This window comes from Siminovitchia acidinfaciens (assembly GCF_003605385.1).
Lineage (GTDB): Bacteria > Bacillota > Bacilli > Bacillales > Bacillaceae_C > Siminovitchia > Siminovitchia acidinfaciens.
This window is the reverse complement of record NZ_QYTV02000011.1, coordinates 41,251-65,293: the sequence shown is the minus strand read 5'-3', so window position 1 is coordinate 65,293 and position 24,043 is coordinate 41,251. Positions and strand designations below refer to the sequence as shown.

The following is a 24,043-nucleotide window of genomic DNA, read 5'->3' as shown; positions in this document are numbered from 1 at the left end:
ATGTCACTGGAACAAGTCATCTTCGATGCCTGTCAGCAAAGAGAAAGTGAAAACTTTTTTGTGGGAGAAAATATTCCCCAGCGAAAATTGCAAAATGTATTTAAGGAATATCCAATCTCATCTGATGAACAAATTTTTGCACTTGTGGATACAACTGTGTTCGGTTCTGCAAAACAGGGGGCCGTCTTGACAAATATGGGTATTCATGTGAAAAACTCTTGGACCGGTGATGTGCGGGAAGGGTTCATCAACTGGCATGATTTCCAATATGCCGAATTCAGCCATACGAACCGCTTCTCCAGCAAAGAGTTATGGATTGACAATTTACAGATCGAGATGTCCGGTTCGTCATTGACACCGCCCATTTTTCTACAGACACTGTCTTATATACAGCAATGTATACATAATTATTATGATCAGAGAGGACAGCAACAGGCAAACTCTCACCATCCAGCAGCACCGCCTCTTCCAGGACTGGAAACCTGGATGGTTGCTGTGGACGGGGAACAATACGGCCCTTACGACGAGCAAACAATCAAAGGAATGATACAAAGTGGCCAAATCAGCGGTACGAAAGATTATGTATGGAAGCAAGGGATGGACAATTGGGCGCTGATTAAAGACAGCGCGCCTTTCAGCTCTTATGTGGCACCTGCCCCGCCGCCTGCCTCTCCTGCCTTCCAAGAACAGCCGGCAACGGATGAACAATATAAAGAAATAGATGTAAACACAGCGGCGTTAGGTGACTTATTAAGTTTACCCTATATTACTTTAGAAAGTGCGAATGCCTTATTGCTGAGACGAGAGGCCCTTGGCGGCGCTTTTGAATCGATCGAACAAGTGGAGGAAGTGTTAGCTCTCAGTCCGCATGAATTTGAACGTATCAGACCGTATATGAAAGTAGCGGGAAGCCAAAAGTCTGCCTTTCAAATGGGTGGGCGTGTGATTGACTTTTAATATGATACAACTCCATCAATATGAAAGTTTTACAAAAGTGGAGGGTCCCGGTCATCGTATCTGCATCTGGGTTCAGGGATGCCCACTTCGCTGTGAGAACTGCTTCAACGAAGAAACATGGTCAATGGAAGGCGGTAGCCAAGTGAAAGTTGAGGATCTCTTTCAACGCATGATGCATGACGTCAAACGTTACCCGTCCATTGAAGGAGTCACTTTTTTAGGGGGCGAGCCCTTCTTACAGGCTAACCCTCTTGCACTTCTCGGGAAAATGCTTCGCGGCGAGGGACTATCGATTATGACATTCAGCGGCTTTACCTATGAAGCCATTCAAAAAGCGAACCGGTCCGATTGGAATGAGTTGCTAGGTGTGACTGACCTGCTCATTGACGGCCCGTATATCGATGCCTTGCACGATCTGTCGCGGCCGTGGGTTGGTTCGCTGAATCAGAAATACCGCTTTCTCACTTCCAAGTATGCTCATTTAAAAGATGAATTGCGAACGATACAAAATAAAGTTGAAGTTCATGTCCATCCGGACGGCTCGGTGCATATCAATGGTATCGCCCGAAAAATAGATTTGGAGCAATTAAAAAATTTATTGAATATCTGACTTGGAGCATATATTCAATCCTGTACACCCCCTGATGGCCTAAGGGGGAGGGATCGATGACCGTGCCGTTTGAAACCTATACCTGCCCTTCAAAATAGGCAGCTATCCCCAAATATTTACAGGCGACCCCATAGGGTCGCCTGCTTTCTAATTTAGCTTGATAATTCCAGTCTAAACTTCTTCTTTTGAATACCGGGTTTCCATAACCTTTTTCAAGGCATTTCATCCTCTTTTACTCTATTTTTAAAAGCTTCGTGTGTAACAATATCCTCTATCTGCTCCGTTTGTCGACTGTGATCCTTCCGCTGAACCTGTTTACTGCCTTCAGGGAAGTTTCCAGGATGACCTTTTTCCTTATGATTAAAACCTTTTCCACGTCCCATATTTTTCGCCCTCCTTCATAGCTGTGTCATTAGTTTGAACCACAAAATTAAAAATATGAATAAATAAAGTCCGACTGTTTGATCGCTTTCGCAGTACTAAATCCAAAAAGTCACGCCCCTATATCAGGCGTGACTTTGTTTTGTATATTTCTTGCCATTATCGTTCTATTAGGCGTGGAGTATCCTTCAACTCCTGGATCGTCAGCGCCCCAATTCCGAACATCGCCATCCGAAGTTCCATTTCCCGGATCTTCATCACTTCTAGGACATCTTCCGGGCTCTGGGTCGCTTCTTTCAGGATAGATCGCCCGAATCCAACCAGGTCAGCACCTAACGCAATGGACTTGGCCCCGTCCAGTCCCGTCTGCATCCCACCGCTGGCAATCAAAGGACAATTCCCATTCTCTCCGCGGACAAGCCTAATTGATTCCGCGGTTGGAATCCCCCATTCGCTGAATGCTTCAGCTGCAAGGCGACGGATCGGATCTTTGGCACGGAATTTTTCCACCTGGCTCCAGGAGGTGCCTCCCGCTCCGGCGACGTCGATGAACGCAATACCAGCCTCAATTAACTTTTTAGCTGTCTGACCATCGATGCCCCATCCGACCTCCTTGACCCCGACCGGGACCTCAAGCGTGCTGCACAGTTGTTCAATCTTCTTTAATAGTCCTTTAAAATTCGTATCTCCATTTTCCTGAATCACTTCTTGGATGCTGTTCAAATGAAGGACGAGCATATCCGCCTCGGTCATCTCGATGATTTTCCTGCATTCATCAACACCATATCCGTAATTAAATTGAACAGCGCCCAAGTTCGCAATGATGGGGACATTCGGTGCGTATTTCCTCATCAGGAAAGAGGAGGAGTGTCCGTCGCTGTCGAGCAGCGCCCGGGTCGATCCGAGCGCAAGCGCCCAGCCTCTTTCTTCGGCAGCTGTTGCCAGGTTCCTGTTTATCGTCTCGGCAAGAGCTGTCCCGCCCGTCATGGAACTGATGAGAAACGGTGTTTTGCATTCAAAGCCGAGGAATTTGGTTTCAATGGAGATTTCGTCAAAATCGATTTCGGGGAGCGCATTGTGGATGAACGCAATCGACTCCAATCCTGTTGAAATCGATTCCCCTGTAACCTTTTCGTTCAACGAAATTTGAATATGTTCAGATTTTCTTTGCTCGATTGAGTTGGCCAACGCCAACACCTGCCTTTACCATCATGTTTCTTCTACAATCGCCACCAGACACGTTGGAGACGACAAATTGTAAAAATATAAAGGTGCCTCTACTGCTGCACAACATGGAATTAGTCGATTTGAACCTCTGCCACTGTTTGTTCTACTTCCGCACGTGTCATTTTTTCGCGTCCCTCTTTCATCGCTTTTAACGTTTTATGAGCTAGGGCAAGCGGCAGGCGACAGAATAACAAAATGGTTTTCTTATTGAGAGACTTCATATACTCATCTGCTTTGGCCAGGTTTTCATCCGCATATACGAACAGATCGGCACGATTCCAGCCCTCTGGTAAAAAGCTTACCCCGCGTTCAACCAAATCTTCCTTTTGATTACGCAAAATATTTACGGCCTGAAGCCCGCGCCCATAACCGATGGCAAGTTCCCGGTCTGTTTTTTCTTCTCCATAGTGTTCCCAAAGGTCCGAAAGCATGACGCCAACAAGGCCTGCAACGTAATACGTATAGTCATCCAAATCTTCACGTGTGCGAATGTCCCAATTTTCTTTTGCCCACTTTGCCATACCATGCGCCATTTCACATGCAGCATCCGTGACAATTGGCAGGGCATCTTTCGGACAGGCTTGAAGCCATTCTTCTAAACGAAGTGTGACTTCAGGCACTCGAATTTTTGTCTGTCCCAGAATTCTTACATATTCTTCGTTATCAAACGGTTGTTTAAATAGTTCGCTTACTTGCATTAACATCGTGTATTTTAAATCATTGTCCAATTCTTCATGATCTTCAATTTCATCAATCGCCCGAAATACTAAATAAGCCGCTGCAACTGAGTACTTTAACTCCTTTTGCAAAAAAGTAATCGGTATATAAAATGTACGACTCGTCTCTTTTAGCATACGCATTGCATCTTTAGGAAACGCACTCATCCTTCTTCCGTACCTCCCTATTTAAATCTGGCTAACATTATCGTAACTCAGGGTTTTAAAAGATACTCTAAAAAACATTCAAAACCCAACGGTAAAGCGTTTTCGATTCTGAATTACTAATATGCGATCATCAATATTTATCCAACTAAACTGATTTTTTATCTCTTAACATTTGAAAGATTCAATGACTCTATATAATTAATGGTACCCAATTGTAAAGTTCATTTTTTGCTGTTTTAACTACCTTGTGTCTGTCCCGATTATACACCATATATCATTCAAGATGTATTTTTGTATCCGAAATTTGCTCCCTATAGTAATGATGTTCAATTTATATTCACAATAAAAAAACTGGCTATCCCAACAAAAGTGGGATAGCCTGAAAACGTCGATATGACAACGATATTAACATTTTGAGAACTATGGTGCACGACGTGCGCCTTTAAGACCGTATTTCTTACGTTCTTTCATTTATATATTTAATATAAAAAAACTGGGAATAAAATAATTAATTGTAAGCCTGATTTATCGGGCTTTTTTCTGTTTAATAAACATTCAATAAGATACTCTTATATATGTTTGGTGGTCAAAAATAACCCATGCTTATTCAACAAAAGCACCCGTTACTTTAAGTACATTTCTTCACAATCTCAAGTAACATGAACAATTGGAAGGTTTTGCTTCCACATAAAAAAGACTGGATAAATAACGGCCATGTGAATTTAATCTGTTAAATTTTTTTGGAATTAACAAGATTTTTCGAATAACTATCTATAATATCTATCTTAACCATGATTTTGTTTCTTTTCCTCTTCCTTTTTTCGATGCTTCTCTTCCTTTTTTCGATGCTTCTCTTCCTTTTTTCGATGCTTCTCTTCCTCTTTTTTCAGTTTCTTTTCCTGTTTTTTCGGTTTCTTTTCCTCTTTTTTCAGTTTCTTTTCCTCTTTTTTTGGTGGAACTTCTGCAGAAGCGACACCTTTTATATAAAGTTCATTATTTACCTCATACACGCTGCTTGGCTGCTGGAAATTCGATGAATCCGTTCCAAATGACTGCATCATCGCTTTAAACATCAATTGGGCAATTTTCGACGAATCTCCGGCCAGATAGTTACCAGGGCCGTTTTGTGCGTATCCGGTCCAGACAGCCATCGTGTATTGTGGTGTGTATCCAGCGAACCAGCTGTCATTTGTCGCGCTGTTTGGATATCCATATTTCGCAAGGGTCTGAGCGTCAAAGTTGGTTGTTCCCGTTTTTCCAGCAACATCCAATCCAGGGACGTTGGCTGCTTTTCCTGTCCCGTCAGTTACGACTGAGCGTAACATATCCGTCACCATGTATGCGGTATAATCCTGCATGACCCGTTTCGGTTGCTCGGCAAAATTTACCGTTGTTCCATCTGCCAATACAACTTTTTGGACAAAATGCGGTTTATTGTATACTCCGCCGTTTCCAAAGGCACTGTAAGCCCCTGCCATAGCTAAAGGACTGACGGTATTGCTTCCGATTGAATAGGATTCATATACTTGGTCATTTTTAAAAGTAATGCCGAGCTGTTCGGCAAAGCTCTTAGCTTTATCCAGACCAACCTCTCTTAATGTAAGAAGAGCTGGGATATTATATGAGTTTTGCAGAGCGTTCCGGATGGTTATCATTCCGTGATATTGATGATCCCAGTTGGAAATCTGCTGGCCGGTTGAATAGGTCGTCTTCTGGTCATTGATCATATGTCCCGTGGACCATTTTAAATTTTCAATCGCTGGACCATAATCAAAAATCGGCTTAAAGGTTGAGCCTGGCTGACGATTAATATCAACTGCCAAGTTGTAGCCTAAAAAGTCGGCTTGATAGTCATTTCGCCCGCTCCCAATCGCCCTTACTTCACCTGTTTTTGTATCTAAAAAGACGAACGCTCCTTGGAAGTTCTCATTCGGATAGGCAATAATTTCGCCCGTGTTCATCATTTTGTCGGCATAAGCCTGCGCTTTAGGGTCCAGGGTCGTATATATGGACAAACCATCTGTGCTGACGTCAACATCCTTCAGCTTTCGCTTTATCTCTTTTACAGCGGCATCCAAAAATGCTTCATATGGCATACCCTGCCGCTCACTTTTGGGCACCAGACCTTCAGTTATGGGAACTTTTGATGCTTTCTCCATCTGTTTTTCTGTAATAAAACCGTGCCGATGCATCAAGCTTAAGACTAAATTACGGCGGTTTGTGGCCGCTTCTTTGTTTTCCGGTTTGGAAGGGTCGAAATTATTTGGGCTCTGCGGCAGTCCGGCTAACATGGCAGCCTGCGCCAGGGTCAGTTTCTTTAGCTCGTTTGCTTCAAGTCCGTAGTAGTTCTTTGCTGCTGCCGCCACACCATACGATCGGTTTCCGAGGTTGATTTTGTTCAAATACATCATGAGAATCTCTTGCTTGGAATACTTTTGTTCCAGTTGATACGCCAAGTCCCATTCCTGAACTTTCCGCTTCAATGTTTTTTGCGGAGTTAAAAAAGAGTTTTTGATTACCTGCTGCGTAATCGTACTGCCGCCCTGTGATCCGAAATCTCCGGTTACGTTCACGAAAATAGCTTTGGCCGTCCTTTTGATGTCAATCCCATGATGGTCATAAAAGCGCGAATCCTCCGTGGCAATAAACGCGTCTTCCAATACTTTTGGGATTTGGTCATACGAAATTTTCGTCCGCTTTTCCTTCCCGTATTCATAAATGAAGTTTCCGTCTTTATCATAAAACTTTGTCGAAAGCGGATCGACCAGTTTGGAGGCATCCAGTTCGGGAGTACTCTTCACCATTGAAGCAAACGTGATTGTCCCTAACCCTGCCGAAACAAGCCCAAGAACCAAGCAGACAATGACGACTTTTTTTAACAAGGGCCCTTTGAGGGGGAATTTTCTGCTTTTTTGTTGCCCTTCCCTTGTTTTTACCGCTTTTTTTCGTTCCTCACGAGATTGATACACTTCTTCTGACATTCATATTCTCTCCAATGTAAAGATAATTAAAGTTCATATAAGATAAAACGCCCGTGTCGATATTATAGTTTAATGTGATTAATTTTCGAGTCGTCTTTTTCATGAACTCTTATATAACGTATTGAAGAAGGATTGATCCAATAATCCCCATGGTCACCTTTCACAAGAAAGTATTTGCACTGATCAATCTTTTCTACTATTTCTTGCATAACTTGTTCCTTACTAATATCAGCATCTTTCATTATTCTTTCACGTTTTATATCATCCTCTAAGGTATAAAAAACTATAAATTCCTTCATACTAACTTCCCCCATTTAAAACTAACAAGTATTAATTGTAAGCATGTAAGCCTCCCCTAACAATGCTGTTTGTGTAACAATCTGTTTACAGTTTAGTTACTATAATACTAAAGGGCCAGGTTTTTTGAATAGGAATGAGTTGCTGCTGTATCTCTTTTTATTTTTGGCTAAAAATAATACTCCAGAGTCCCCTTCAAATCCTCTTGGCGCAGACCTGATAAGATTCGAAAAAGTCCTGTCTAGGTTCCTTACTTGTGTTCGTACTCCCCTATCGTCTAACCTTGACCTCTATTTCTAAGAATGCGGGGTAGGCGGCAGCACTACGGGCTGTACGGCATGAATATTGAATCGTTTGACGACTGATCAGCTGAAATACTTAGCAAAATCCAGAGAACACCTAAAGCCAGTTTGAATTTATGTTTTCAACAGGTTGTAGAATAGGTGAAATTGTTCCTTTAGCCGGCAAAGCTTTTATTAGCGATCATAAGGTTGTTTTCGATAGGGATGATGGTTCTCCGATGCGGTTAGCTTATCCAAATGATAAGCTGGCTACTTTGATTAAGAAATACGATCTAATAAAATTACAATACATGGTTTACGTCATACAAATGCTTCCCTGTTGTTTGAAGCGGGGGCTAGTATAAAAGAAGTTCAGGAGCGGTTAGGGCATTCTGATATACAAATGACAATGAACATCTATACACACGTTACGGACTATTTGAAAGAGAAAACAGCGGAAAAATTCCAAAGGTATATTGAGCTATGAAATGTGGTCAAGTGTGGTCAATAAATTTTCTGTGGTCAAAATCTATTTTCGTGCATAAAAAAGACTCCCAAACCAAATGGTCTGAGAGCCTTGAAGTATTGATAAATTAACGTTTTGAGAATTGTGGTGCGCGACGTGCGCCTTTAAGACCGTATTTCTTACGCTCTTTCATACGTGGGTCACGAGTTAAGAGACCTGCACGCTTAAGTGGTGCGCGGTATTCAGGATCTGCTTCTAGCAATGCACGTGCGATACCGTGACGGATTGCACCTGCTTGACCTGTATATCCGCCGCCTTTAACGTTAACCAATACGTCATAGTTGCCTAGAGTTTCAGTTGCAGTAAGCGGTTGTTTGATAACTTCGCGCAAAGCTGCGAATGGGATGTAGTCTTCTACTTCACGATTATTAACAACGATACGGCCTTCGCCAGGTACTAAACGTACACGGGCTACAGAGCTTTTACGACGGCCTGTACCATAATATTGAACTTGTGCCATTGTTTATGCCCTCCCTTTTAATTACCCGCGAAGTTCGTATACTTCCGGTTGTTGTGCTTGATGTGGATGCTCAGCGCCTGCATAGACATTAAGCTTTCTGTACATTTGGCGTCCCAAAGGTCCCTTTGGAAGCATGCCTTTGACCGCAAGCTCGATCATTTTTTCAGGTCTTTTTGCTCTCATTTCAGCTGCATTTGTCGCTTTGATTCCGCCGACAAATCCAGAGTGGCGGTAGTACATTTTGTCTTGAAGCTTGTTGCCTGTCAATTCGATTTTCGCTGCATTCACGATGATTACATGATCGCCTGTATCGACATTCGGCGTATATGTCGGTTTATGTTTACCGCGCAAAAGTGTTGCAACTTCAGTTGCAAGGCGGCCTAGTGTTTTGCCTTCAGCGTCAACGACGTACCATTTACGATTGATGTCACCGGCTTTAGCCATATACGTAGTACGCATTTGTTACCCTCCCAAATTTTAAAAAAATGTATCACATTTCGTCGTATTTTTATTTTCATCACAATAAGATTCCGGGGCTTATCGTGGAGATATAAAAATAATACCATAGGATATTCTATCGTCTTTGACAAGTAAAGTCAAGTGATTTTTGAACACCTGGCATGGTTGTCAAAGAAATTTAATCTGCTGAACTAACATCTGTTCCCGACGTTAAAAAACTGATTGATTCATGAGATTACTGTCCAATTTCCCAAGGACTATCCGGCCCGTCATCACTCATAAAAAACTTCCCACAGATACAATCCTTCCGCAGGGGCTGTTTTTCCTGCAACGGTACGGTCTTTCGCAGCAAGGACACCCGGAATTGAGGAGATGTCCATTTTTCCCCTGCCGACATCCAGTAGAGTGCCAGTAATAATTCTGACCATATTGTATAAAAAACCATTGCCGGCAAATGTCAACACGAGCTCTCCGCCTTGTTCTTCGATATTCAGCCTGGAAAGTGTTCTTACCCTGTTTTCCGTTTCTGTTTTCGCCGAGCAGAAGCTCGTGAAATCATGGGTACCGACCAGACAGACTGCCGCTCTTTTCATCGCTTCTACGTCCACCGCCCCCCGGACGTGCGCCGCATAGTGGCGCCTGAAAGGGTCCCTAACAGGATTAGTATAGATAAAATATCTATATTCCTTCCCGACCGCGTCAAAGCGAGCATGAAAGCCTGGAGCGGCCACCTCGACCTTCGAAAAGGAAATATCGTCCGGTAGGAGGCTGTTGAGAGCCTTGATCCACTGTTGCCCCGAAAGGTTCAGCGTCGAGTCGAAATGGATGACCTGTCCTCGGGCATGAACGCCGCTGTCCGTCCGACCGGAGGCCGTTACGCCCACTGGCTGCCCCTTATGCAGTTTGCGGAGCACCTGCTCAATTTCTCCCTGGACCGTCCTGCCTTTCGGCTGGATCTGGTATCCGGAAAAACTGGAGCCGTCATACGCGACGATTGCTTTATAACGTTGCATGTCTGTTCTCCTTACATGATAACCTCAACATTTCTTAAAGTCTGACAGGGACTCCGCCATCCAGGAGTATTTCCGAATTTCGGAGAGTATTTTCATATTCCGGAGAGTATCTTCCGATTTCGAAGAGTATTCCCAGATCCGGAAAAGCACTTTCGAACCTCCCAAAATATACCCGGATACCAAAGTCTACAACTACCTTGAAGGTTTGGGGTCAGGACTCCTCATCATGACCTCAACCAAATTAGCAGCGCCATCAAAACCAAAAAGACGACAGCAGCGCCTGTATCGCGGCCTTCCCATTCGAGCAGCCGGTATTTCGTACGGCCTTCCCCTCCACGATAGCCTCTCGCTTCCATTGCGGTCGCCAGTTCCTCCGCCCTTTTAAAAGAGCTGACAAACAGCGGGATGAGCAACGGGACGATGGCTTTGATCCGGTCCTTGATAGGCCCGCTTGAGAACTCAACGCCTCTGGCCATCTGTGCCTTCATGATTTTATCCGTTTCGTCCATGAGCGTTGGGATAAAACGCAGAGAGATGGACATCATGAGCGCAAGCTCATGAACTGGAAAATTGAACCGGTTCAGCGGCTTCATGAGACTTTCAAGGCCGTCAGTCAGTGTGATCGGCGTCGTTGTCAGTGTCATCAAAGTGGTAACGAATACAAGCAGAAAGAATCTGGTGGAAATGAATATCGCCATCCTAAGCCCTTCTTCATGAATATGAACCTTGCCAATACTGAATATGACTGCACCTTCTTTATTAAAAAAGAGCTGCAAAAAGAATGTAAAGACGATTAGAATAATGACTGGCTTCAATCCATTCATCAAAAAGCTTATATTCATTTTGGAGATGAGGATCAGCATCAGGACAAAGCCGACAAGCAAACTGTACGTAATCACATTATTAGCCAAAAAGACGATGAGTATAAACCCGAATACGAATAACAGCTTGGAACGTGGATCCAGCCGGTGAAGCACGGAATCACCCGGGATGTAGCGCCCGAAAATCATTTTTTCCATCATGAGACGCCACCGCCTTGCTCTTTCAATCTAGCCAAAGCATCGGAAAGTTCCTCAAGAGACAGGAATGTCTTCCCAAACTTCATATTCAACTGCTGTTCCATCCTATATTGGAACTTTACGACTTGAGGGACGTCAAGGCCCAACTCAAGCAGTTCTGCAGGATTCGAGAAAATGCTGATCGGATCACCGATTCTCTGAACTCTTCCTTTGTGCATGATGACAATCTCATCCGCATATTTGGCTGCATCTTCCATGCTGTGGGTTACTAGAATGGTAGATAGATTTTCTTTTTTATGCAAACGGTGAAACATGTCCATAATTTCTGTCCGGCCCCGTGGGTCCAATCCTGCCGTCGGTTCATCGAGGACCAATACATCCGGCTCCATGGCAAGCACTCCGGCAATGGCAACTCTCCTCATCTGGCCGCCTGACAAATCAAACGGGGATTTCTGGAGAACGTCTTCCGGGAGTCCCACTTCTTTTATAAGCCTTCTCGCCCTTTTCTTCGCTTCCTCTTCAGGAACGCCATAGTTCATCGGGCCGAAGCATATATCTTTTTCAACAGTTTCATCAAAAAGCTGATGCTCCGGAAATTGAAAGACGATACCGACCTTCTGACGTATTCCCTTGAGGTTCTTCTCTTTTTTCCCGGCTTCGATTGTTCTGTCGCCAATCGTAATCCGGCCTTTAGTCGGAAGGAGTAAAGCGTTCAAATGCTGGAGGATGGTGGACTTTCCAGAGCCTGTATGTCCAATCAGAGCCATGAACACACCTTGCTTGATATTCAAATTGACGTCTTGAATCGCCAGTCGTTCAAAGGGTGTGCCAGCCGAATACCGATATTCTACTTCTTGAAATGTAATTTCCACAGATCATTCACCAACTCTTCATCTGTCAGGTACATTCTTGGCAAGTCCAGACCCGCATGGCGCAATAAATGGCTCATTTTCACAGGAAAAGGGATATCCAGGCCCAGGCTGACCAGTTCCTCTTCCAATTCAAAAATCTCCTCGGGTTTTCCTTCCGTATACACCTGGCCTTTATTCATTACAACAATTCGATCCGCCTTTGCAGCCTCTTCCAAGTCATGTGTGATGGATATGACTGTCAGGCCCTGCTCCTCTTTAAGCTCTCTGACGGTTTCAAGAACTTCTTCACGTCCCAACGGATCAAGCATGGATGTTGCTTCATCCAGAATGATGACTTTAGGGCGCAATGCAATCACACCAGCAATCGCCACCCTTTGCTTTTGGCCGCCGGAAAGATGGTGTGGCTCTTGGTTAAGAAATTCAGCCATATGAACACGCTCAAGCGCTTCCTTGACGCGGCCGACCATTTCATCATGCGGCACCCCGTTATTCTCCAGCCCAAAAGCCACATCATCTTGTACTGTCGTACCGACAAACTGGTTGTCCGGACTTTGAAATACCATCCCTACCATCCGGCGGATGTCCCAAACCGCCTCTTCACTTAAAAGAAGATTCTGAACCTTGACTGTTCCTTCTTCAGGAAACTGCAGGCCATTCAAAATTTTTGCAAGTGTCGATTTGCCCGAGCCGTTATGGCCGACTACTGCGAGCCATTCTCCATCAGTTACTGAAAAAGTAACGTCTTTCAAGGCGTATGATTCTTGTCCTTGATAACGGAAAGAAACGTCCTGAATGGAAATAACCGGACTGTCCATCCCCTATTCCTCCTCTTGCCTGTTGCATTTGCCATGCAAATAAAATAAGCCTATAAATAGAAAAAAGCCTGCACCTTGCTCCAGGCATCGGACGTCCGGTGCCTTTCCCATGCAGGTCAAGCTGGGGGAGAAGGTGCATGGAGCTAGACAGGATCACTTCTATTTGTTTTGTGCCTATCGTAACGCTCTTTATAGCTTTATAGAAAAGCGGTGGCGCCTTGCTTAGCGCGGGCAAACAAGACGGTTCCGGAGGAGGCAGCTTTTCAGCCACCACAGGGAAACGGCTTGTGACCTCGAGGGCTAGGCGCCGTCGACACTAGAGGCTGTTTACAAAAGCAAAATTATCTTGCTCAGCAGGCTAAATAATTACGCTTTCTTTACTGTTAAAGAAAAAGGGCTAGACCTGCTGCCCTGCCCTTTTTCATCGCGAATTATACTAATTCAATGATGACCATTGGGGCTCCGTCTCCACGGCGAGGTCCCAATTTCATGATTCGAGTGTAACCACCTTGACGTTCAGCATAACGTGGCGCAATGTCAGCAAACAGCTTTTGCAATGCATCTTGGTTTTCTTCTGCATTAGCAATCTCATTACGGATGAAAGACGCTGCCTGACGACGTGCATGCAAGTCGCCGCGTTTTCCGAGCGTGATCATTTTCTCAACAACGGAGCGGAGTTCTTTCGCGCGCGCTTCAGTTGTTTCGATGCGTTCACTGATGATTAAATCTGTTGCCAAGTCTCGAAGCATAGCTTTGCGTTGAGAGCTCGTACGTCCTAATTTACGATAAGACATTCAGGTTTCCCTCCTTCATGGTGACGTGTATTTATTTTTCGTTTAGTCGTCTTTACGGAGTTCGAGGCCAAGTTCATCGAGCTTGCCTTTTACTTCCTCCAACGATTTTCTTCCCAAGTTACGCACTTTCATCATATCTTCTTCTGTCTTGTTGGCCAGCTCCTGAACCGTGTTGATTCCTGCACGCTTCAAGCAGTTGTAGGAACGAACAGAAAGATCCAGTTCTTCGATAGTCATCTCCAGAACTTTTTCCTTTTGATCTTCTTCCTTTTCAACCATGATCTCAGCATGCTGAGCTTCGTCCGTCAAACCGACAAAGATATTTAAGTGCTCTGTTAAAATTTTCGCACCGAGAGAAATCGCTTCTTCCGGGCTGATGCTGCCATTTGTCCAAACATCGAGCGATAGCTTATCAAAGTTTGTCATTTGGCCCACACGAGTATTTTCCACCTGATAGTTTACACGTGATACAGGCGTATAAATAGAGTCGATAGGGATGACACCGATAGGAAGATCGTCACGTTTGTTCAAATCAGCAGGCGTATAGCCTCTCCCGCGCTGAGCGGACATGCGTACACGGAAATTCGCATTGGCTGCAAGTGTAGCGATATGCAGATCAGGATTTAAAATTTCAACATCACTGTCATGCATAATATCGGAAGCTTTAACTTCCCCTTCGCCCTGCACATCGATCTCCAATGTCTTTTCTTCTTCCGAATATATTTTCAAGGCTAGTTTTTTAAGATTAAGGATGATAGAGGTAACATCTTCGACGACCCCTTCAACGGTTGAAAATTCATGTTGGACACCTTCTATTTGAATAGAAGTGATCGCAGCACCTGGGAGTGAGGATAGTAGAATACGACGTAAGGAGTTACCCAAAGTTGTACCGTATCCACGCTCAAGGGGTTCAACAACAAACTTTCCGAATCTGGCGTCTTCGCTGATCTCAATCGTTTCTATTTTTGGCTTTTCAATCTCGATCATTCACATATACCCTCCTTCAAAACGTCGAATCTCCGGTCAATATTTAAGTAAATAGTGCCCGAAATTCCCCATGTCACATTTCTTCTGTGAAACAACTGTTGAGGAAAAATCGAATTTTCTTGATAAATTCATATATTACCCCATTATAGACAAGTAATACAGAACTTATACAAATTCATTATACACGACGACGTTTTGGCGGACGACATCCGTTATGAGGAACAGGAGTTACGTCTCTGATAGCTGTAACATCCAATCCTGCAGCTTGTAGAGAACGAATGGCAGCTTCCCGTCCTGCACCAGGGCCTTTAACTGTTACTTCGAGAGTTCTCATGCCGTTTTCCATTGCAACTTTTGCAGCTGTTTCAGCAGCCATTTGTGCAGCAAATGGAGTGGATTTACGTGAACCCTTGAAGCCAAGTGCTCCGGCAGAAGACCAGGATACTGCATTACCTTGTGTATCAGTGATCGTTACAATTGTATTGTTAAAAGTGGAGCGGATATGCGCAATACCACTTTCAATATTCTTTTTCACACGACGTTTACGAGTGTTAGTAGTTCTGCGTGCCATTGATTAAAAACCTCCTTTACCTATTATTTTTTCTTACCTGCTACAGTTTTACGAGGGCCTTTACGTGTACGAGCGTTGTTCTTAGAGTTTTGTCCACGTACAGGCAAACCGCGGCGGTGGCGAAGACCACGATAAGATCCAATTTCCATCAGGCGTTTGATGTTCAATGAAACTTCACGGCGAAGGTCACCTTCGACTTTTAAAGCGTCAATGATTCCGCGGATTTTATCAAGCTCGTCATCAGTCAAATCGCGTACGCGAGTATCTTCAGAAACACCTGCTTCTGCAAGAACTTTGGAAGCTGTTGTTTGACCGATTCCGAAAATATATGTCAAAGCAATTACTACACGTTTTTCACGTGGAATATCTACACCAGCAATACGTGCCATTAATCAGAGCACCTCCTTATTTATCCTTGTTTTTGTTTATGCTTAGGGTTTTCACAGATCACCATGACTTTGCCTTTTCTACGGATGATTTTGCACTTCTCGCAGATCGGCTTTACTGATGGCCGTACTTTCATTTTTTAAAAACCTCCTTAAGAGCCTGAAGTGCACACTTATTTAAAACGGTAAGTGATTCTTCCTCTGGTTAAATCGTACGGAGAAAGTTCCACGGTTACTCTATCACCAGGCAAAATTCGAATAAAATGCATGCGGATTTTCCCTGAGACATGCGCAAGCACCGTATGACCATTTTCTAATTCTACCTTAAACATGGCGTTTGGCAAAGTATCAACTACCTTGCCTTCTACTTCAATTACATCTTCCTTAGCCATCAAACTCGTCTCCCTTCTCTAGAGCTTCCAAAACATCTTCCATGAATTTTCCAAGAGCCCAACGCAGCTTCCCATTAGTGACCTTGCCGGTTTCCAGCATACTGCTGCGCACCTCTTGCGAAATATAGTTGAAACATTCAAGGTGTTGGATGTTTTTCTTTTTGGGGCGGTCAAATTTCTTTTTTTCGCCATCCGCAATCAAAACAAACCGGTCATCAAGGAGTTGAATAACAATCGCGAACTGCCCGGCATCCCGCCCCTTGCTGATAGACACTATCTGACCTACCTGGGGGCTCGAATCAGACTCTTTCAAAACCCGATCACCTGCGCTCACAACTTTGTTAATATCTCAAAACCTGTTTCTGTAATGGCTACTGTGTGTTCAAAGTGAGCACACATTTTACCGTCAACCGTCACGACCGTCCAGTTGTCCGCCAATGTTCTCACATAGCGGCTGCCTGCGTTCACCATCGGTTCGATGGCAAGCACCATGCCGGGTCGTAAACGAGGTCCTTTATCTGGAAGTCCATAGTTTGGGATTTGCGGATCCTCATGTAAGCCTTGACCAATACCATGCCCTACATACTCGCGGACTATGGAAAATCCATTGTCCTCCACATACGTTTGGATAGCATGGGAAATGTTCGAAAGACGAGCGCCCGGCTTTGCTTCTTCCAAGCCTTGATAGAGGGATTCCTCTGTAACATCAAGCATTCTCTGTACTTCTTCATCGATTTTGCCCACTGGATAGGTCCACGCTGAATCGCCGTGATAGCCGTTATAGTCGGCACCAATGTCCAATGTGACAATATCGCCTTCTTTTAAAACTCGTTTACCCGGTATACCATGAACAAGTTCTTCATTGACAGAGATACAGACGCTGCCTTTAAAGCCGTTATAGCCTAAGAAGGAAGGTTCGGCACCTTGCTGCCTAATGAATTTTTCGGCGATAGTATCGATTTCTTTTGTAGTGATCCCCGGCTGAATATGCTTTGCCAGCTCTTGATGAGTCAGCGCAACAATTCGTCCCGCTTCTCTCATGATTTCTATTTCTCGAGGTGTTTTACAAATAATCATTATTTCAAATCCCTTAGAAGTGAATCAATATCAGAGAAAACTTGGTCAATGTGCTGCTGGCCATTGATATTTTTCAAATATCCTTTTTCCTCATAAAAATCAAGGAGTGGCTGTGTCTGCTTCACATTCACTTCAAGCCTGTTCTGAACTGTTTCCTCATTATCATCAGGACGTTGATAAAGCTCTCCACCACAGCGATCACATACGCCTGTTTCAGCAGGCGGATTGAAGACCAGATGATACGTGGCACCGCAGCTCTTACAAATACGACGCCCTGTCAGTCTTTCCATTAAAATGTTCTGGTCCACTTGGATATTGATCACATAATCAATATTTCTTCCCAGCTCTGAGAGGATATTTTCAAGAGCTTCAGCTTGCGGCACTGTTCTCGGGAAGCCGTCAAGAAGGAATCCTTTTTCGCAATCCGCTTTGCTCAAGCGCTCGCGAACAATTCCAATTGTCACTTCATCCGGAACAAGTTCACCTTTATCCATGAAAGATTTGGCTTGCAAGCCAAGCTCTGTACCTTCGCTCATCGCCGCTCGGAACATATCTCCTGTAGAAATGTGCGGGACATCGTATTTAGCCACAATCTTTTCGGCTTGAGTACCTTTACCCGCTCCAGGAAGTCCCATTAATACTAAATTCATTCATACCGCCCCTTGCATTCATCCGGGTGAGATCCACCCGTCTGTTATTTAATGAAGCCTTTATAGTGGCGCTTTACCAGTTGAGCTTCCAGTTGTTTCATCGTCTCCAGCGCAACACCGACAACAATTAACAATCCTGTTCCACCAATTTGAGCGGCTTCAGGCAACCCTGCGAATTTGATAAAGAATACCGGCAGGATTGAAATGAATGCCAGAAAAATAGCCCCGACAAAAGTCAGTCTGTACAGAACACGGGTCATGTACTCCTGTGTGTTTTTGCCCGGTCGAATTCCCGGTATATAGCCGCCTTGCTTTTTCAGATTTTCTGCAACCTGTTCAGGGTTGACTTGAACAAATGCATAAAAATAAGTAAAGGCAATTATCAATGCAACAAATATGATCATTCCGACTGGTTTCGTATGGTCAAAAAACGATTGAATCGTGCTTGCCACTTCACTGGAACCAAAGAATGTCGTAATCGTTTGTGGAGTAACAATAAACGCGCTTGCGAAAATGACTGGAATAACACCAGCAGCATTCACCTTCAAAGGTAAATGTGTATTTTGTCCTCCGACAGGGCTGCGTCCATCCATACGTTTTGCATATTGGATTGGAATTTTACGCAATGCCTGCTGGACAAATACGACGCCGACAATAATGGCAATAACAGCAAGCAGGATGAGCAGCATGACGACAATACGAATAAATAATTGGTCTCCTGCACCTTCAAACTGCTGAGCATAAATCATGTTTACGGCATTTGGAATCCCAGCGACAATTCCACCAAAGATGAGGATGGAAATGCCGTTCCCGACGCCATGTGATGTGATTTGCTCGCCCAGCCACATCAAAAATGCTGTTCCAGCAGTCAAGACGATGGCAATGGTGATATACGTGCTGATTCCGGGATCTTGGATCAGCTGTAGCTGAGTCATCCGATTAAACCCGAAAGACATGCCCAACGCTTGGATGAAAGCAAGAACAATTGTGAAGTAGCGGGTAAACTGTGCCAGTTTACGCCTTCCGACTTCACCTTGCTTAGACCATTCGGTGAATTTTGGCACGACATCCATCTGCAATAGTTGAACAATAATGGATGCCGTAATGTATGGCATGATACCCATGGCAAAAATTGAGAAGTTTTGCAGGGCGCCACCGCCAAAAATATTCATAAAGCCAAACAGACTGGCTTGATCTTGCATTTTCAGTACGTTCGCGTCAACGTTCGGAACCGGAATAAAAGCCCCGACCCGAAAGACGACAAGCATCAACAAAGTGAAGATGATTTTTCGCCTTATATCCCGCACACGCATAAGGTTGGAGATCGTTTGAAACATTAAACCACCTCAGTTGAACCGCCGGCAGCTTCAATAGCTTCTTTTGCAGCAGACGAGAATTTGTTCGCTTTTACAGTCAACTTTTTCTCGATGTTACCTTTCGCAAGAATCTTGATACCGGATTTTTCGTTCCGAACAACTCCAGTTTCAATCAATAGCTCAGGAGTCACTTCAGTTCCGTCTTCAAAGCGGTTTAATGCGTCCAAATTAACAACCGCATATTCTTTGCGATTAATGTTTGTGAAACCACGCTTAGGCAAACGTTGGAATAAAGGAGTTTGACCACCTTCAAAACCAAGGCGTACACCACCGCCTGAACGGGAATTTTGCCCTTTATGTCCTCTGCCGGATGTTTTTCCGTTGCCTGAACCGATACCGCGTCCAACACGGTTGCGCTCTTTACGTGCTCCTTCAGAAGGTTTTAATTCATGAAGTTTCATTTTGGCACCTCCTTCGTTCTTTGATTAATTATTGCTCTTTTACTTCTAGAAGATGGGAAACTCTGTTGATCATTCCCCGGATAGCTGGATTGTCATCATGCTCGACTGTTTGATGAAGCTTGCGCAGACCGAGTGCTTTCACTGTGTCACGCTGAACTTGTGTACGTCCAATCAAGCTGCGTTTGAGGGTGACTGCTAATTTTTGTGCCATGATCTTCCCCTCCTTAACCTAACAATTCTTCTACTGATTTATTGCGAAGCTTCGCTACATCTTCAGCACGTTTTAAGTTTTTGATTCCTTCGACTGTAGCACGAACCATGTTGATTGGTGTGCTGGATCCAAGGGATTTGGATGTGATGTCTGCAATTCCTGCAAGCTCAAGTACCGCACGGACAGGTCCTCCAGCAATAACTCCGGTACCTGCGCTGGCTGGTTTAAGCAATACTTGCCCACCGCCGAAACGGCCGATGATTTGGTGTGGAATTGTTGAGTCGACTAATGGTACATCAACCATGTTCTTTTTAGCATCTTCGATTGCTTTGCGGATCGCTTCTGGAACTTCTTGAGCTTTTCCAGTACCAAATCCGACATGGCCGTTTTTGTCACCTACTACAACCAATGCAGTAAAGCGGAAGCGTCGTCCACCTTTCACAACTTTTGCCACACGGTTTACTGTAACTACGCGTTCTTCTAGTTCAAGTTTGTTGGCATCAATTTGACGCATGTAGTCCGTCCCTCCTTTTTATATTAAAATTCTAATCCATTTTCACGTGCTGCATCAGCCAATGCTTTTACACGTCCGTGGTATAAGTAACCGCCGCGGTCAAATACCACTGATTTAATGTTTTTATCCGCTGCGCGCTTTGCGATAAGCTCTCCCACTTTCTGGGCAGCCTCTGCATTGCCGGCAGACTCGATTTCAAGCTCTTTATCGACTGTGGAGGCACTTGCTAAAGTTACTCCAGTTTCATCGTCGATCAATTGAGCGTAAATATTTTTATTGGAACGATATACGCTTAGACGCGGACGTGCTGCTGTACCGCTGATTTTCATACGGACGCGCGCATGTCTTTTCTTACGTACTTTGTTCTTATCAAGCTTATTAATCATGCGAGTCACTCCTTTCAATGCCTAGCGGCTTTATTTACCTGTCTTACCTTCTTTACGGCGTACATATTCGCCTTCGTAACGAATTCCTTTGCCTTTGTATGGCTCAGGAGGACGTACAGCGCGAATATTTGAAGCCAAGGCTCCGACTCTTTCTTTGTTATAACCTTTTACAATTACTTTTGTATTGGTTGGTACATCGATTTCGACTCCAGCTTCAGGTTCGAACTCAACAGGGTGAGAGTAACCAACGTTTAAAACAAGTTTGTTGCCTTGTTTTTGCGCACGGTAACCGACACCTACAAGCTCAAGTGATTTTTCAAAGCCTTTGGAGACACCTTCTACCATGTTTGCGACGAGGGAACGTGTTGTTCCGTGCATGGAACGGTGTTCTTTTGCATCAGATGGACGTGTCACGTTAATGACATTGTCTTCGATGCTGATGTTGATATCTGAATTGAATGTATTGCTTAGTTCACCTTTTGGTCCTTTTACAGTCACTGTGTTTCCATCTTTTGTCACAGTAACGCCAGAAGGGATTTCAATTGGTTTATTACCTATACGGGACATTGTGTTGCACCTCCGTTCTTTCTGAAGATATTACCAAACGTATGCGAGTACTTCGCCGCCGACTTGTTTTGCTCTTGCATCTTTGTCGGAGAGTACTCCCTGAGAAGTTGAGACAAGCGCGATTCCAAGACCGTTCAACACTTTTGGAACTTCGTTTGCCTTTGCATAAACACGGAGACCAGGCTTGCTGATACGCTTCAAGCCGGTAATAACGCGTTCGTTGTTTGCTCCATATTTAAGAAAAATGCGGATGATACCTTGCTTGTTATCTTCGATGAATTCTACATCGCGGATGAAACCTTCTTGTTTAAGAATTTCAGCAATGTCCTTTTTGATTTTAGAAGCTGGAATTTCCAATTTCTCGTGGCGGACCATGTTCGCGTTTCGAATTCTTGTAAGCAAGTCTGCAATTGGATCAGTCATAACCATTATTTTTTACCTCCTTCCCAATATCGGGCTTACCAGCTGGCTTTTTTAACGCCTGGAATTTGACCTTTATAGGCTAATTCCCGGAAACAGATTCGGCATAGTTTAAATTTGCGAAGAACAGAATGCGGACGGCCGCAACGCTCGCAGCGTGTATATTCTTGAACTTTATACTTAGGCGTACGCTTCTGCTTGACTACCATTGATTTCTTAGCCACTATTTCGCCTCCCTTTTACGATTACTTTTGAAATGGCATTCCAAATCCAGTTAATAGTTCACGTGCTTCTTCATCTGTGTTAGCCGTTGTAACGATGACGATGTCCATTCCGCGAACTTTGTTTACTTTATCGTAATCAATTTCTGGGAAAATGAGCTGTTCTTTGATTCCAAGTGTATAGTTACCGCGTCCGTCGAATGCCTTCTTGGAAATTCCACGGAAGTCACGCACACGTGGCAATGATACGGAAACCAATTTGTCAAAGAACTCATACATGCGCTCACCGCGTAGTGTAACTTTGGCACCGATTGGCATACCTTCACGAAGACGGAATCCAGCGATGGAATTTTTCGCTTTTGTCACAACTGGTTTTTGACCAGTGATCAAAGAGAGTTCTTCCACTGCATTATCAAGCGCTTTTGCGTTCTGTACAGCATCGCCGACACCCATGTTAATTACGATCTTTTCAATTTTTGGTACTTGCATCACAGATTTATAATTGAACTTGCTCATAAGAGCAGGGCTGATTTCTTTTTGATATTTTTCCTTTAGGCGGTTCATATTGTGTACCTCCCTTCTCCTTACTGGCTAATGATCTTGTCTTTTAAGTCGTTGTCCAAAATTTCACCGGATTTCTTTGCTACCCGGACACTTTTAACTTTTTCAACGCCGTCTTTGCCTTTGACTGTTACTTTTTTATAACCAATTCTAGTTGGTTCATTTGTTTTAGGGTCAATGACCATTACGTTGGAAACATGGATAGCCGCTTCCTTGTCAAAGATTCCTCCTTGCGGATTGTCCTGAGAAGGTTTAGCGTGTTTCTTCACGATGTTAACCCCTTCGACAAGTACGCGTTCTTTCTTAGGGAATGCAGCAAGCACCGTGCCTGTTTTCCCTTTATCCTTGCCGGAAAGGACCATCACTTTGTCGCCTTTTTTAACGTGCATTTGAATCGCACCTCCTTGAGTGACCGAATCTTATATATTAAAGAACCTCTGGAGCCAGAGAGATAATTTTCATGAAGTTTTTATCGCGGAGCTCACGGGCCACTGGTCCGAAGATACGAGTTCCTCTTGGCGCTTGGTCGTCACGGATAATGACGCATGCATTTTCATCAAACTTGATGTAGGAACCATCCGGACGGCGTGCACCTGTTTTAGAGCGGACGATAACGGCTTTTACAACATCGCCTTTTTTGACAACGCCACCAGGTGTTGCATTTTTCACCGTACACACGATAACATCACCGATGTTTGCTGTCTTGCGTCCAGAACCGCCGAGCACTTTGATCGTCAACACTTCACGTGCACCGGAGTTGTCAGCTACTTTTAAACGGGATTCTTGTTGGATCATTTGTTGTACCTCCTTTCGGAATCATCTATCCGAAACAAAATTAAATGATGACCGCTTTTTCAACTACCTCTACAAGACGGAAACGTTTTGTAGCAGATAGCGGACGAGTTTCCATAATGCGGACTACGTCGCCAATTTTAGCTTCGTTTTGCTCATCATGAGCTTTGAATTTTTTAGAATATTTCACGCGTTTGCCGTACAAACCGTGCTTTTTGTATGTTTCAACCATTACTGTAACGGTTTTATCCATCTTATCGGAGACAACACGACCTGTGTATACTTTACGCTGATTGCGTTCAGCCATATCCGCAACCTCCTTTCACCTATCTATTGGTTATGCCGATCTCTCTTTCACGAATGATCGTTTTCATGCGGGCGATCCCTTTGCGGACCTCTCGAATGCGGGCAGTATTTTCCAATTGCCCTGTAGCTAGCTGGAAGCGAAGGTTAAATAACTCTTCCTTTAAAGACTTGATGTTCTGTTCAACTTCGGCAGTGGTTAAATCACGGATTTCTTTAGCCTTCATTTCGTTCACCACCAATTTCTTCTCGTTTAACAAACTTACATTTTACTGGAAGTTTGTGAGATGCAAGACGAAGTGCTTCACGAGCCACCTCTTCTGATACACCAGCAATCTCAAACATGATTTTGCCAGGCTTTACAACTGCAACCCATCCTTCAGGCGCCCCTTTACCGGAACCCATCCGTACTTCTAATGGTTTAGCTGTATAAGCTTTATGAGGGAAAATTTTAATCCATACTTTACCGCCACGCTTCATGTAACGCGTCATGGCAATCCTCGCAGCTTCGATCTGACGGTTCGTGATCCAAGAAGCTTCGATCGCTTGAAGACCGTATTCACCAAATGCTACTTCAGTTCCGCCTTTCGCCTTACCACGCATGTTTCCACGGTGTGGACGACGGTACTTTACTCTTTTAGGCATTAACATG

The 24,043-nt window shown here is 44.1% G+C and carries 36 protein-coding genes and 1 pseudogene; 3 read left to right on the top strand and 34 right to left on the bottom strand.

Annotated elements, in window-relative coordinates:
* Entirely contained in the window at positions 1 to 957 is a 957-nt protein-coding gene (locus tag D4T97_RS18020; protein WP_126052165.1) for a GYF domain-containing protein, read from the top strand.
* Positions 947 to 1,567, top strand: coding sequence for a 4Fe-4S single cluster domain-containing protein (locus tag D4T97_RS18015; RefSeq protein ID WP_235872301.1), 621 nt, complete (start codon positions 947 to 949; stop codon positions 1,565 to 1,567). The genes D4T97_RS18020 and D4T97_RS18015 overlap by 11 nt, the downstream gene beginning before the upstream one ends.
* Positions 1,568 to 1,779: 212 nt before the next feature.
* Here D4T97_RS18015 and D4T97_RS20610 read toward each other — a convergent pair whose 3' ends face one another.
* From D4T97_RS20610 to D4T97_RS17995, 5 genes are all read right to left on the bottom strand, one after another.
* Positions 1,780 to 1,950, bottom strand: a complete 171-nt coding sequence (locus tag D4T97_RS20610; protein WP_164525629.1) for a hypothetical protein — start codon at positions 1,948 to 1,950, stop codon at positions 1,780 to 1,782.
* 157 nt (positions 1,951 to 2,107) lie between these two features.
* A complete protein-coding gene (fni, locus tag D4T97_RS18010) occupies positions 2,108 to 3,136 on the bottom strand; it encodes a type 2 isopentenyl-diphosphate Delta-isomerase (protein WP_126052164.1) in 1,029 nt (342 codons plus the stop codon).
* Between the two features lie 110 nt (positions 3,137 to 3,246).
* On the bottom strand, positions 3,247 to 4,059 hold the full coding sequence (locus D4T97_RS18005; protein ID WP_126052163.1) for a squalene/phytoene synthase family protein: 813 nt from the start codon (positions 4,057 to 4,059) through the stop codon (positions 3,247 to 3,249).
* 785 nt (positions 4,060 to 4,844) lie between these two features.
* Positions 4,845 to 7,040: a transglycosylase domain-containing protein gene (locus tag D4T97_RS18000; protein WP_126052162.1), complete on the bottom strand. Its 2,196-nt coding sequence runs from the start codon at positions 7,038 to 7,040 to the stop codon at positions 4,845 to 4,847.
* Between the two features lie 62 nt (positions 7,041 to 7,102).
* Complete coding sequence (locus D4T97_RS17995) at positions 7,103 to 7,339, bottom strand: hypothetical protein (protein WP_126052161.1); 237 nt, start codon at positions 7,337 to 7,339, stop codon at positions 7,103 to 7,105.
* 485 nt (positions 7,340 to 7,824) lie between these two features.
* Between D4T97_RS17995 and D4T97_RS17990 the strand changes: the two are divergent.
* A pseudogene (locus D4T97_RS17990) lies at positions 7,825 to 8,105 on the top strand (tyrosine-type recombinase/integrase); the annotation flags it as partial.
* 106 nt (positions 8,106 to 8,211) lie between these two features.
* On the opposite strand, the gene rpsI reads toward D4T97_RS17990, so the two are convergent.
* From rpsI to rplP, 29 genes are all read right to left on the bottom strand, one after another.
* Positions 8,212 to 8,604: a 30S ribosomal protein S9 gene (gene rpsI / locus D4T97_RS17985; RefSeq protein WP_126052160.1), complete on the bottom strand. Its 393-nt coding sequence runs from the start codon at positions 8,602 to 8,604 to the stop codon at positions 8,212 to 8,214.
* A 21-nt stretch (positions 8,605 to 8,625) separates the two neighbouring features.
* Positions 8,626 to 9,063, bottom strand: a complete 438-nt coding sequence (gene rplM / locus D4T97_RS17980) for a 50S ribosomal protein L13 (RefSeq protein WP_126052159.1) — start codon at positions 9,061 to 9,063, stop codon at positions 8,626 to 8,628.
* Positions 9,064 to 9,335: 272 nt separating this feature from the next.
* Positions 9,336 to 10,076: a tRNA pseudouridine(38-40) synthase TruA gene (truA, locus tag D4T97_RS17975; protein WP_126052158.1), complete on the bottom strand. Its 741-nt coding sequence runs from the start codon at positions 10,074 to 10,076 to the stop codon at positions 9,336 to 9,338.
* Positions 10,077 to 10,300: 224 nt separating this feature from the next.
* Positions 10,301 to 11,098, bottom strand: a complete 798-nt coding sequence (locus D4T97_RS17970) for an energy-coupling factor transporter transmembrane component T family protein (protein WP_126052157.1) — start codon at positions 11,096 to 11,098, stop codon at positions 10,301 to 10,303.
* Complete coding sequence (locus D4T97_RS17965; RefSeq protein ID WP_126052156.1) at positions 11,095 to 11,967, bottom strand: energy-coupling factor ABC transporter ATP-binding protein; 873 nt, start codon at positions 11,965 to 11,967, stop codon at positions 11,095 to 11,097. Before D4T97_RS17965 ends, D4T97_RS17970 begins: the two co-directional genes overlap by 4 nt.
* Positions 11,943 to 12,782: an energy-coupling factor ABC transporter ATP-binding protein gene (locus D4T97_RS17960; RefSeq protein ID WP_126052155.1), complete on the bottom strand. Its 840-nt coding sequence runs from the start codon at positions 12,780 to 12,782 to the stop codon at positions 11,943 to 11,945. Before D4T97_RS17960 ends, D4T97_RS17965 begins: the two co-directional genes overlap by 25 nt.
* A 431-nt stretch (positions 12,783 to 13,213) precedes the next feature.
* Positions 13,214 to 13,576: a 50S ribosomal protein L17 gene (gene rplQ / locus D4T97_RS17955; RefSeq protein ID WP_126052154.1), complete on the bottom strand. Its 363-nt coding sequence runs from the start codon at positions 13,574 to 13,576 to the stop codon at positions 13,214 to 13,216.
* Between the two features lie 42 nt (positions 13,577 to 13,618).
* A complete protein-coding gene (locus D4T97_RS17950; RefSeq protein WP_126052153.1) occupies positions 13,619 to 14,563 on the bottom strand; it encodes a DNA-directed RNA polymerase subunit alpha in 945 nt (314 codons plus the stop codon).
* Between the two features lie 178 nt (positions 14,564 to 14,741).
* Complete coding sequence (rpsK, locus tag D4T97_RS17945; RefSeq protein WP_126052152.1) at positions 14,742 to 15,134, bottom strand: 30S ribosomal protein S11; 393 nt, start codon at positions 15,132 to 15,134, stop codon at positions 14,742 to 14,744.
* A gap of 23 nt (positions 15,135 to 15,157) precedes the next feature.
* Positions 15,158 to 15,523, bottom strand: coding sequence for a 30S ribosomal protein S13 (gene rpsM, locus D4T97_RS17940; RefSeq protein WP_126052151.1), 366 nt, complete (start codon positions 15,521 to 15,523; stop codon positions 15,158 to 15,160).
* Positions 15,524 to 15,543: 20 nt separating this feature from the next.
* Complete coding sequence (rpmJ, locus tag D4T97_RS17935) at positions 15,544 to 15,657, bottom strand: 50S ribosomal protein L36 (RefSeq protein WP_016205879.1); 114 nt, start codon at positions 15,655 to 15,657, stop codon at positions 15,544 to 15,546.
* Between the two features lie 36 nt (positions 15,658 to 15,693).
* A complete protein-coding gene (gene infA / locus D4T97_RS17930; protein ID WP_018708754.1) occupies positions 15,694 to 15,912 on the bottom strand; it encodes a translation initiation factor IF-1 in 219 nt (72 codons plus the stop codon).
* A complete protein-coding gene (locus tag D4T97_RS17925; protein ID WP_126052150.1) occupies positions 15,905 to 16,225 on the bottom strand; it encodes a KOW domain-containing RNA-binding protein in 321 nt (106 codons plus the stop codon). The genes infA and D4T97_RS17925 overlap by 8 nt, the downstream gene beginning before the upstream one ends.
* A gap of 17 nt (positions 16,226 to 16,242) precedes the next feature.
* Positions 16,243 to 16,989: a type I methionyl aminopeptidase gene (gene map / locus D4T97_RS17920; protein ID WP_126052149.1), complete on the bottom strand. Its 747-nt coding sequence runs from the start codon at positions 16,987 to 16,989 to the stop codon at positions 16,243 to 16,245.
* Complete coding sequence (locus tag D4T97_RS17915; RefSeq protein WP_126052148.1) at positions 16,989 to 17,639, bottom strand: adenylate kinase; 651 nt, start codon at positions 17,637 to 17,639, stop codon at positions 16,989 to 16,991. Before D4T97_RS17915 ends, map begins: the two co-directional genes overlap by 1 nt.
* 44 nt (positions 17,640 to 17,683) lie before the next feature.
* A complete protein-coding gene (secY, locus tag D4T97_RS17910) occupies positions 17,684 to 18,976 on the bottom strand; it encodes a preprotein translocase subunit SecY (RefSeq protein ID WP_126052147.1) in 1,293 nt (430 codons plus the stop codon).
* A complete protein-coding gene (gene rplO, locus D4T97_RS17905; protein WP_126052146.1) occupies positions 18,976 to 19,416 on the bottom strand; it encodes a 50S ribosomal protein L15 in 441 nt (146 codons plus the stop codon). The genes secY and rplO overlap by 1 nt, the downstream gene beginning before the upstream one ends.
* 28 nt (positions 19,417 to 19,444) lie before the next feature.
* Positions 19,445 to 19,627 carry a 50S ribosomal protein L30 gene (rpmD, locus tag D4T97_RS17900; protein WP_126052145.1) on the bottom strand — a complete coding sequence of 61 codons (183 nt, stop codon included), beginning with the start codon at positions 19,625 to 19,627 and terminating at the stop codon, positions 19,445 to 19,447.
* A 13-nt stretch (positions 19,628 to 19,640) separates the two neighbouring features.
* Positions 19,641 to 20,141, bottom strand: coding sequence for a 30S ribosomal protein S5 (gene rpsE / locus D4T97_RS17895; RefSeq protein WP_126052144.1), 501 nt, complete (start codon positions 20,139 to 20,141; stop codon positions 19,641 to 19,643).
* A 23-nt stretch (positions 20,142 to 20,164) separates the two neighbouring features.
* Positions 20,165 to 20,527 (bottom strand): 50S ribosomal protein L18, encoded by a 363-nt coding sequence (rplR, locus tag D4T97_RS17890; protein ID WP_126052143.1) that lies wholly within the window; start codon positions 20,525 to 20,527, stop codon positions 20,165 to 20,167.
* 30 nt (positions 20,528 to 20,557) lie between these two features.
* Positions 20,558 to 21,094, bottom strand: a complete 537-nt coding sequence (gene rplF, locus D4T97_RS17885; protein ID WP_126052142.1) for a 50S ribosomal protein L6 — start codon at positions 21,092 to 21,094, stop codon at positions 20,558 to 20,560.
* A 30-nt stretch (positions 21,095 to 21,124) separates the two neighbouring features.
* Positions 21,125 to 21,523 (bottom strand): 30S ribosomal protein S8, encoded by a 399-nt coding sequence (rpsH, locus tag D4T97_RS17880; protein ID WP_126052141.1) that lies wholly within the window; start codon positions 21,521 to 21,523, stop codon positions 21,125 to 21,127.
* A 29-nt stretch (positions 21,524 to 21,552) separates the two neighbouring features.
* Complete coding sequence (locus D4T97_RS17875) at positions 21,553 to 21,738, bottom strand: type Z 30S ribosomal protein S14 (RefSeq protein WP_018708743.1); 186 nt, start codon at positions 21,736 to 21,738, stop codon at positions 21,553 to 21,555.
* A gap of 21 nt (positions 21,739 to 21,759) precedes the next feature.
* On the bottom strand, positions 21,760 to 22,299 hold the full coding sequence (rplE, locus tag D4T97_RS17870) for a 50S ribosomal protein L5 (RefSeq protein ID WP_126052140.1): 540 nt from the start codon (positions 22,297 to 22,299) through the stop codon (positions 21,760 to 21,762).
* 20 nt (positions 22,300 to 22,319) lie between these two features.
* Complete coding sequence (gene rplX, locus D4T97_RS17865) at positions 22,320 to 22,685, bottom strand: 50S ribosomal protein L24 (protein ID WP_126052139.1); 366 nt, start codon at positions 22,683 to 22,685, stop codon at positions 22,320 to 22,322.
* A 37-nt stretch (positions 22,686 to 22,722) separates the two neighbouring features.
* Positions 22,723 to 23,091: a 50S ribosomal protein L14 gene (gene rplN, locus D4T97_RS17860; protein WP_126052138.1), complete on the bottom strand. Its 369-nt coding sequence runs from the start codon at positions 23,089 to 23,091 to the stop codon at positions 22,723 to 22,725.
* Positions 23,092 to 23,131: 40 nt separating this feature from the next.
* A complete protein-coding gene (rpsQ, locus tag D4T97_RS17855; protein ID WP_126052137.1) occupies positions 23,132 to 23,395 on the bottom strand; it encodes a 30S ribosomal protein S17 in 264 nt (87 codons plus the stop codon).
* 19 nt (positions 23,396 to 23,414) lie between these two features.
* The gene (rpmC, locus tag D4T97_RS17850; protein WP_018708738.1) at positions 23,415 to 23,618 is read right to left on the bottom strand and encodes a 50S ribosomal protein L29; all 204 of its coding nucleotides are present in this window, start codon (positions 23,616 to 23,618) and stop codon (positions 23,415 to 23,417) included.
* A complete protein-coding gene (gene rplP, locus D4T97_RS17845; RefSeq protein ID WP_126052136.1) occupies positions 23,608 to 24,042 on the bottom strand; it encodes a 50S ribosomal protein L16 in 435 nt (144 codons plus the stop codon). The genes rpmC and rplP overlap by 11 nt, the downstream gene beginning before the upstream one ends.
* Position 24,043 lies beyond the last annotated feature (1 nt).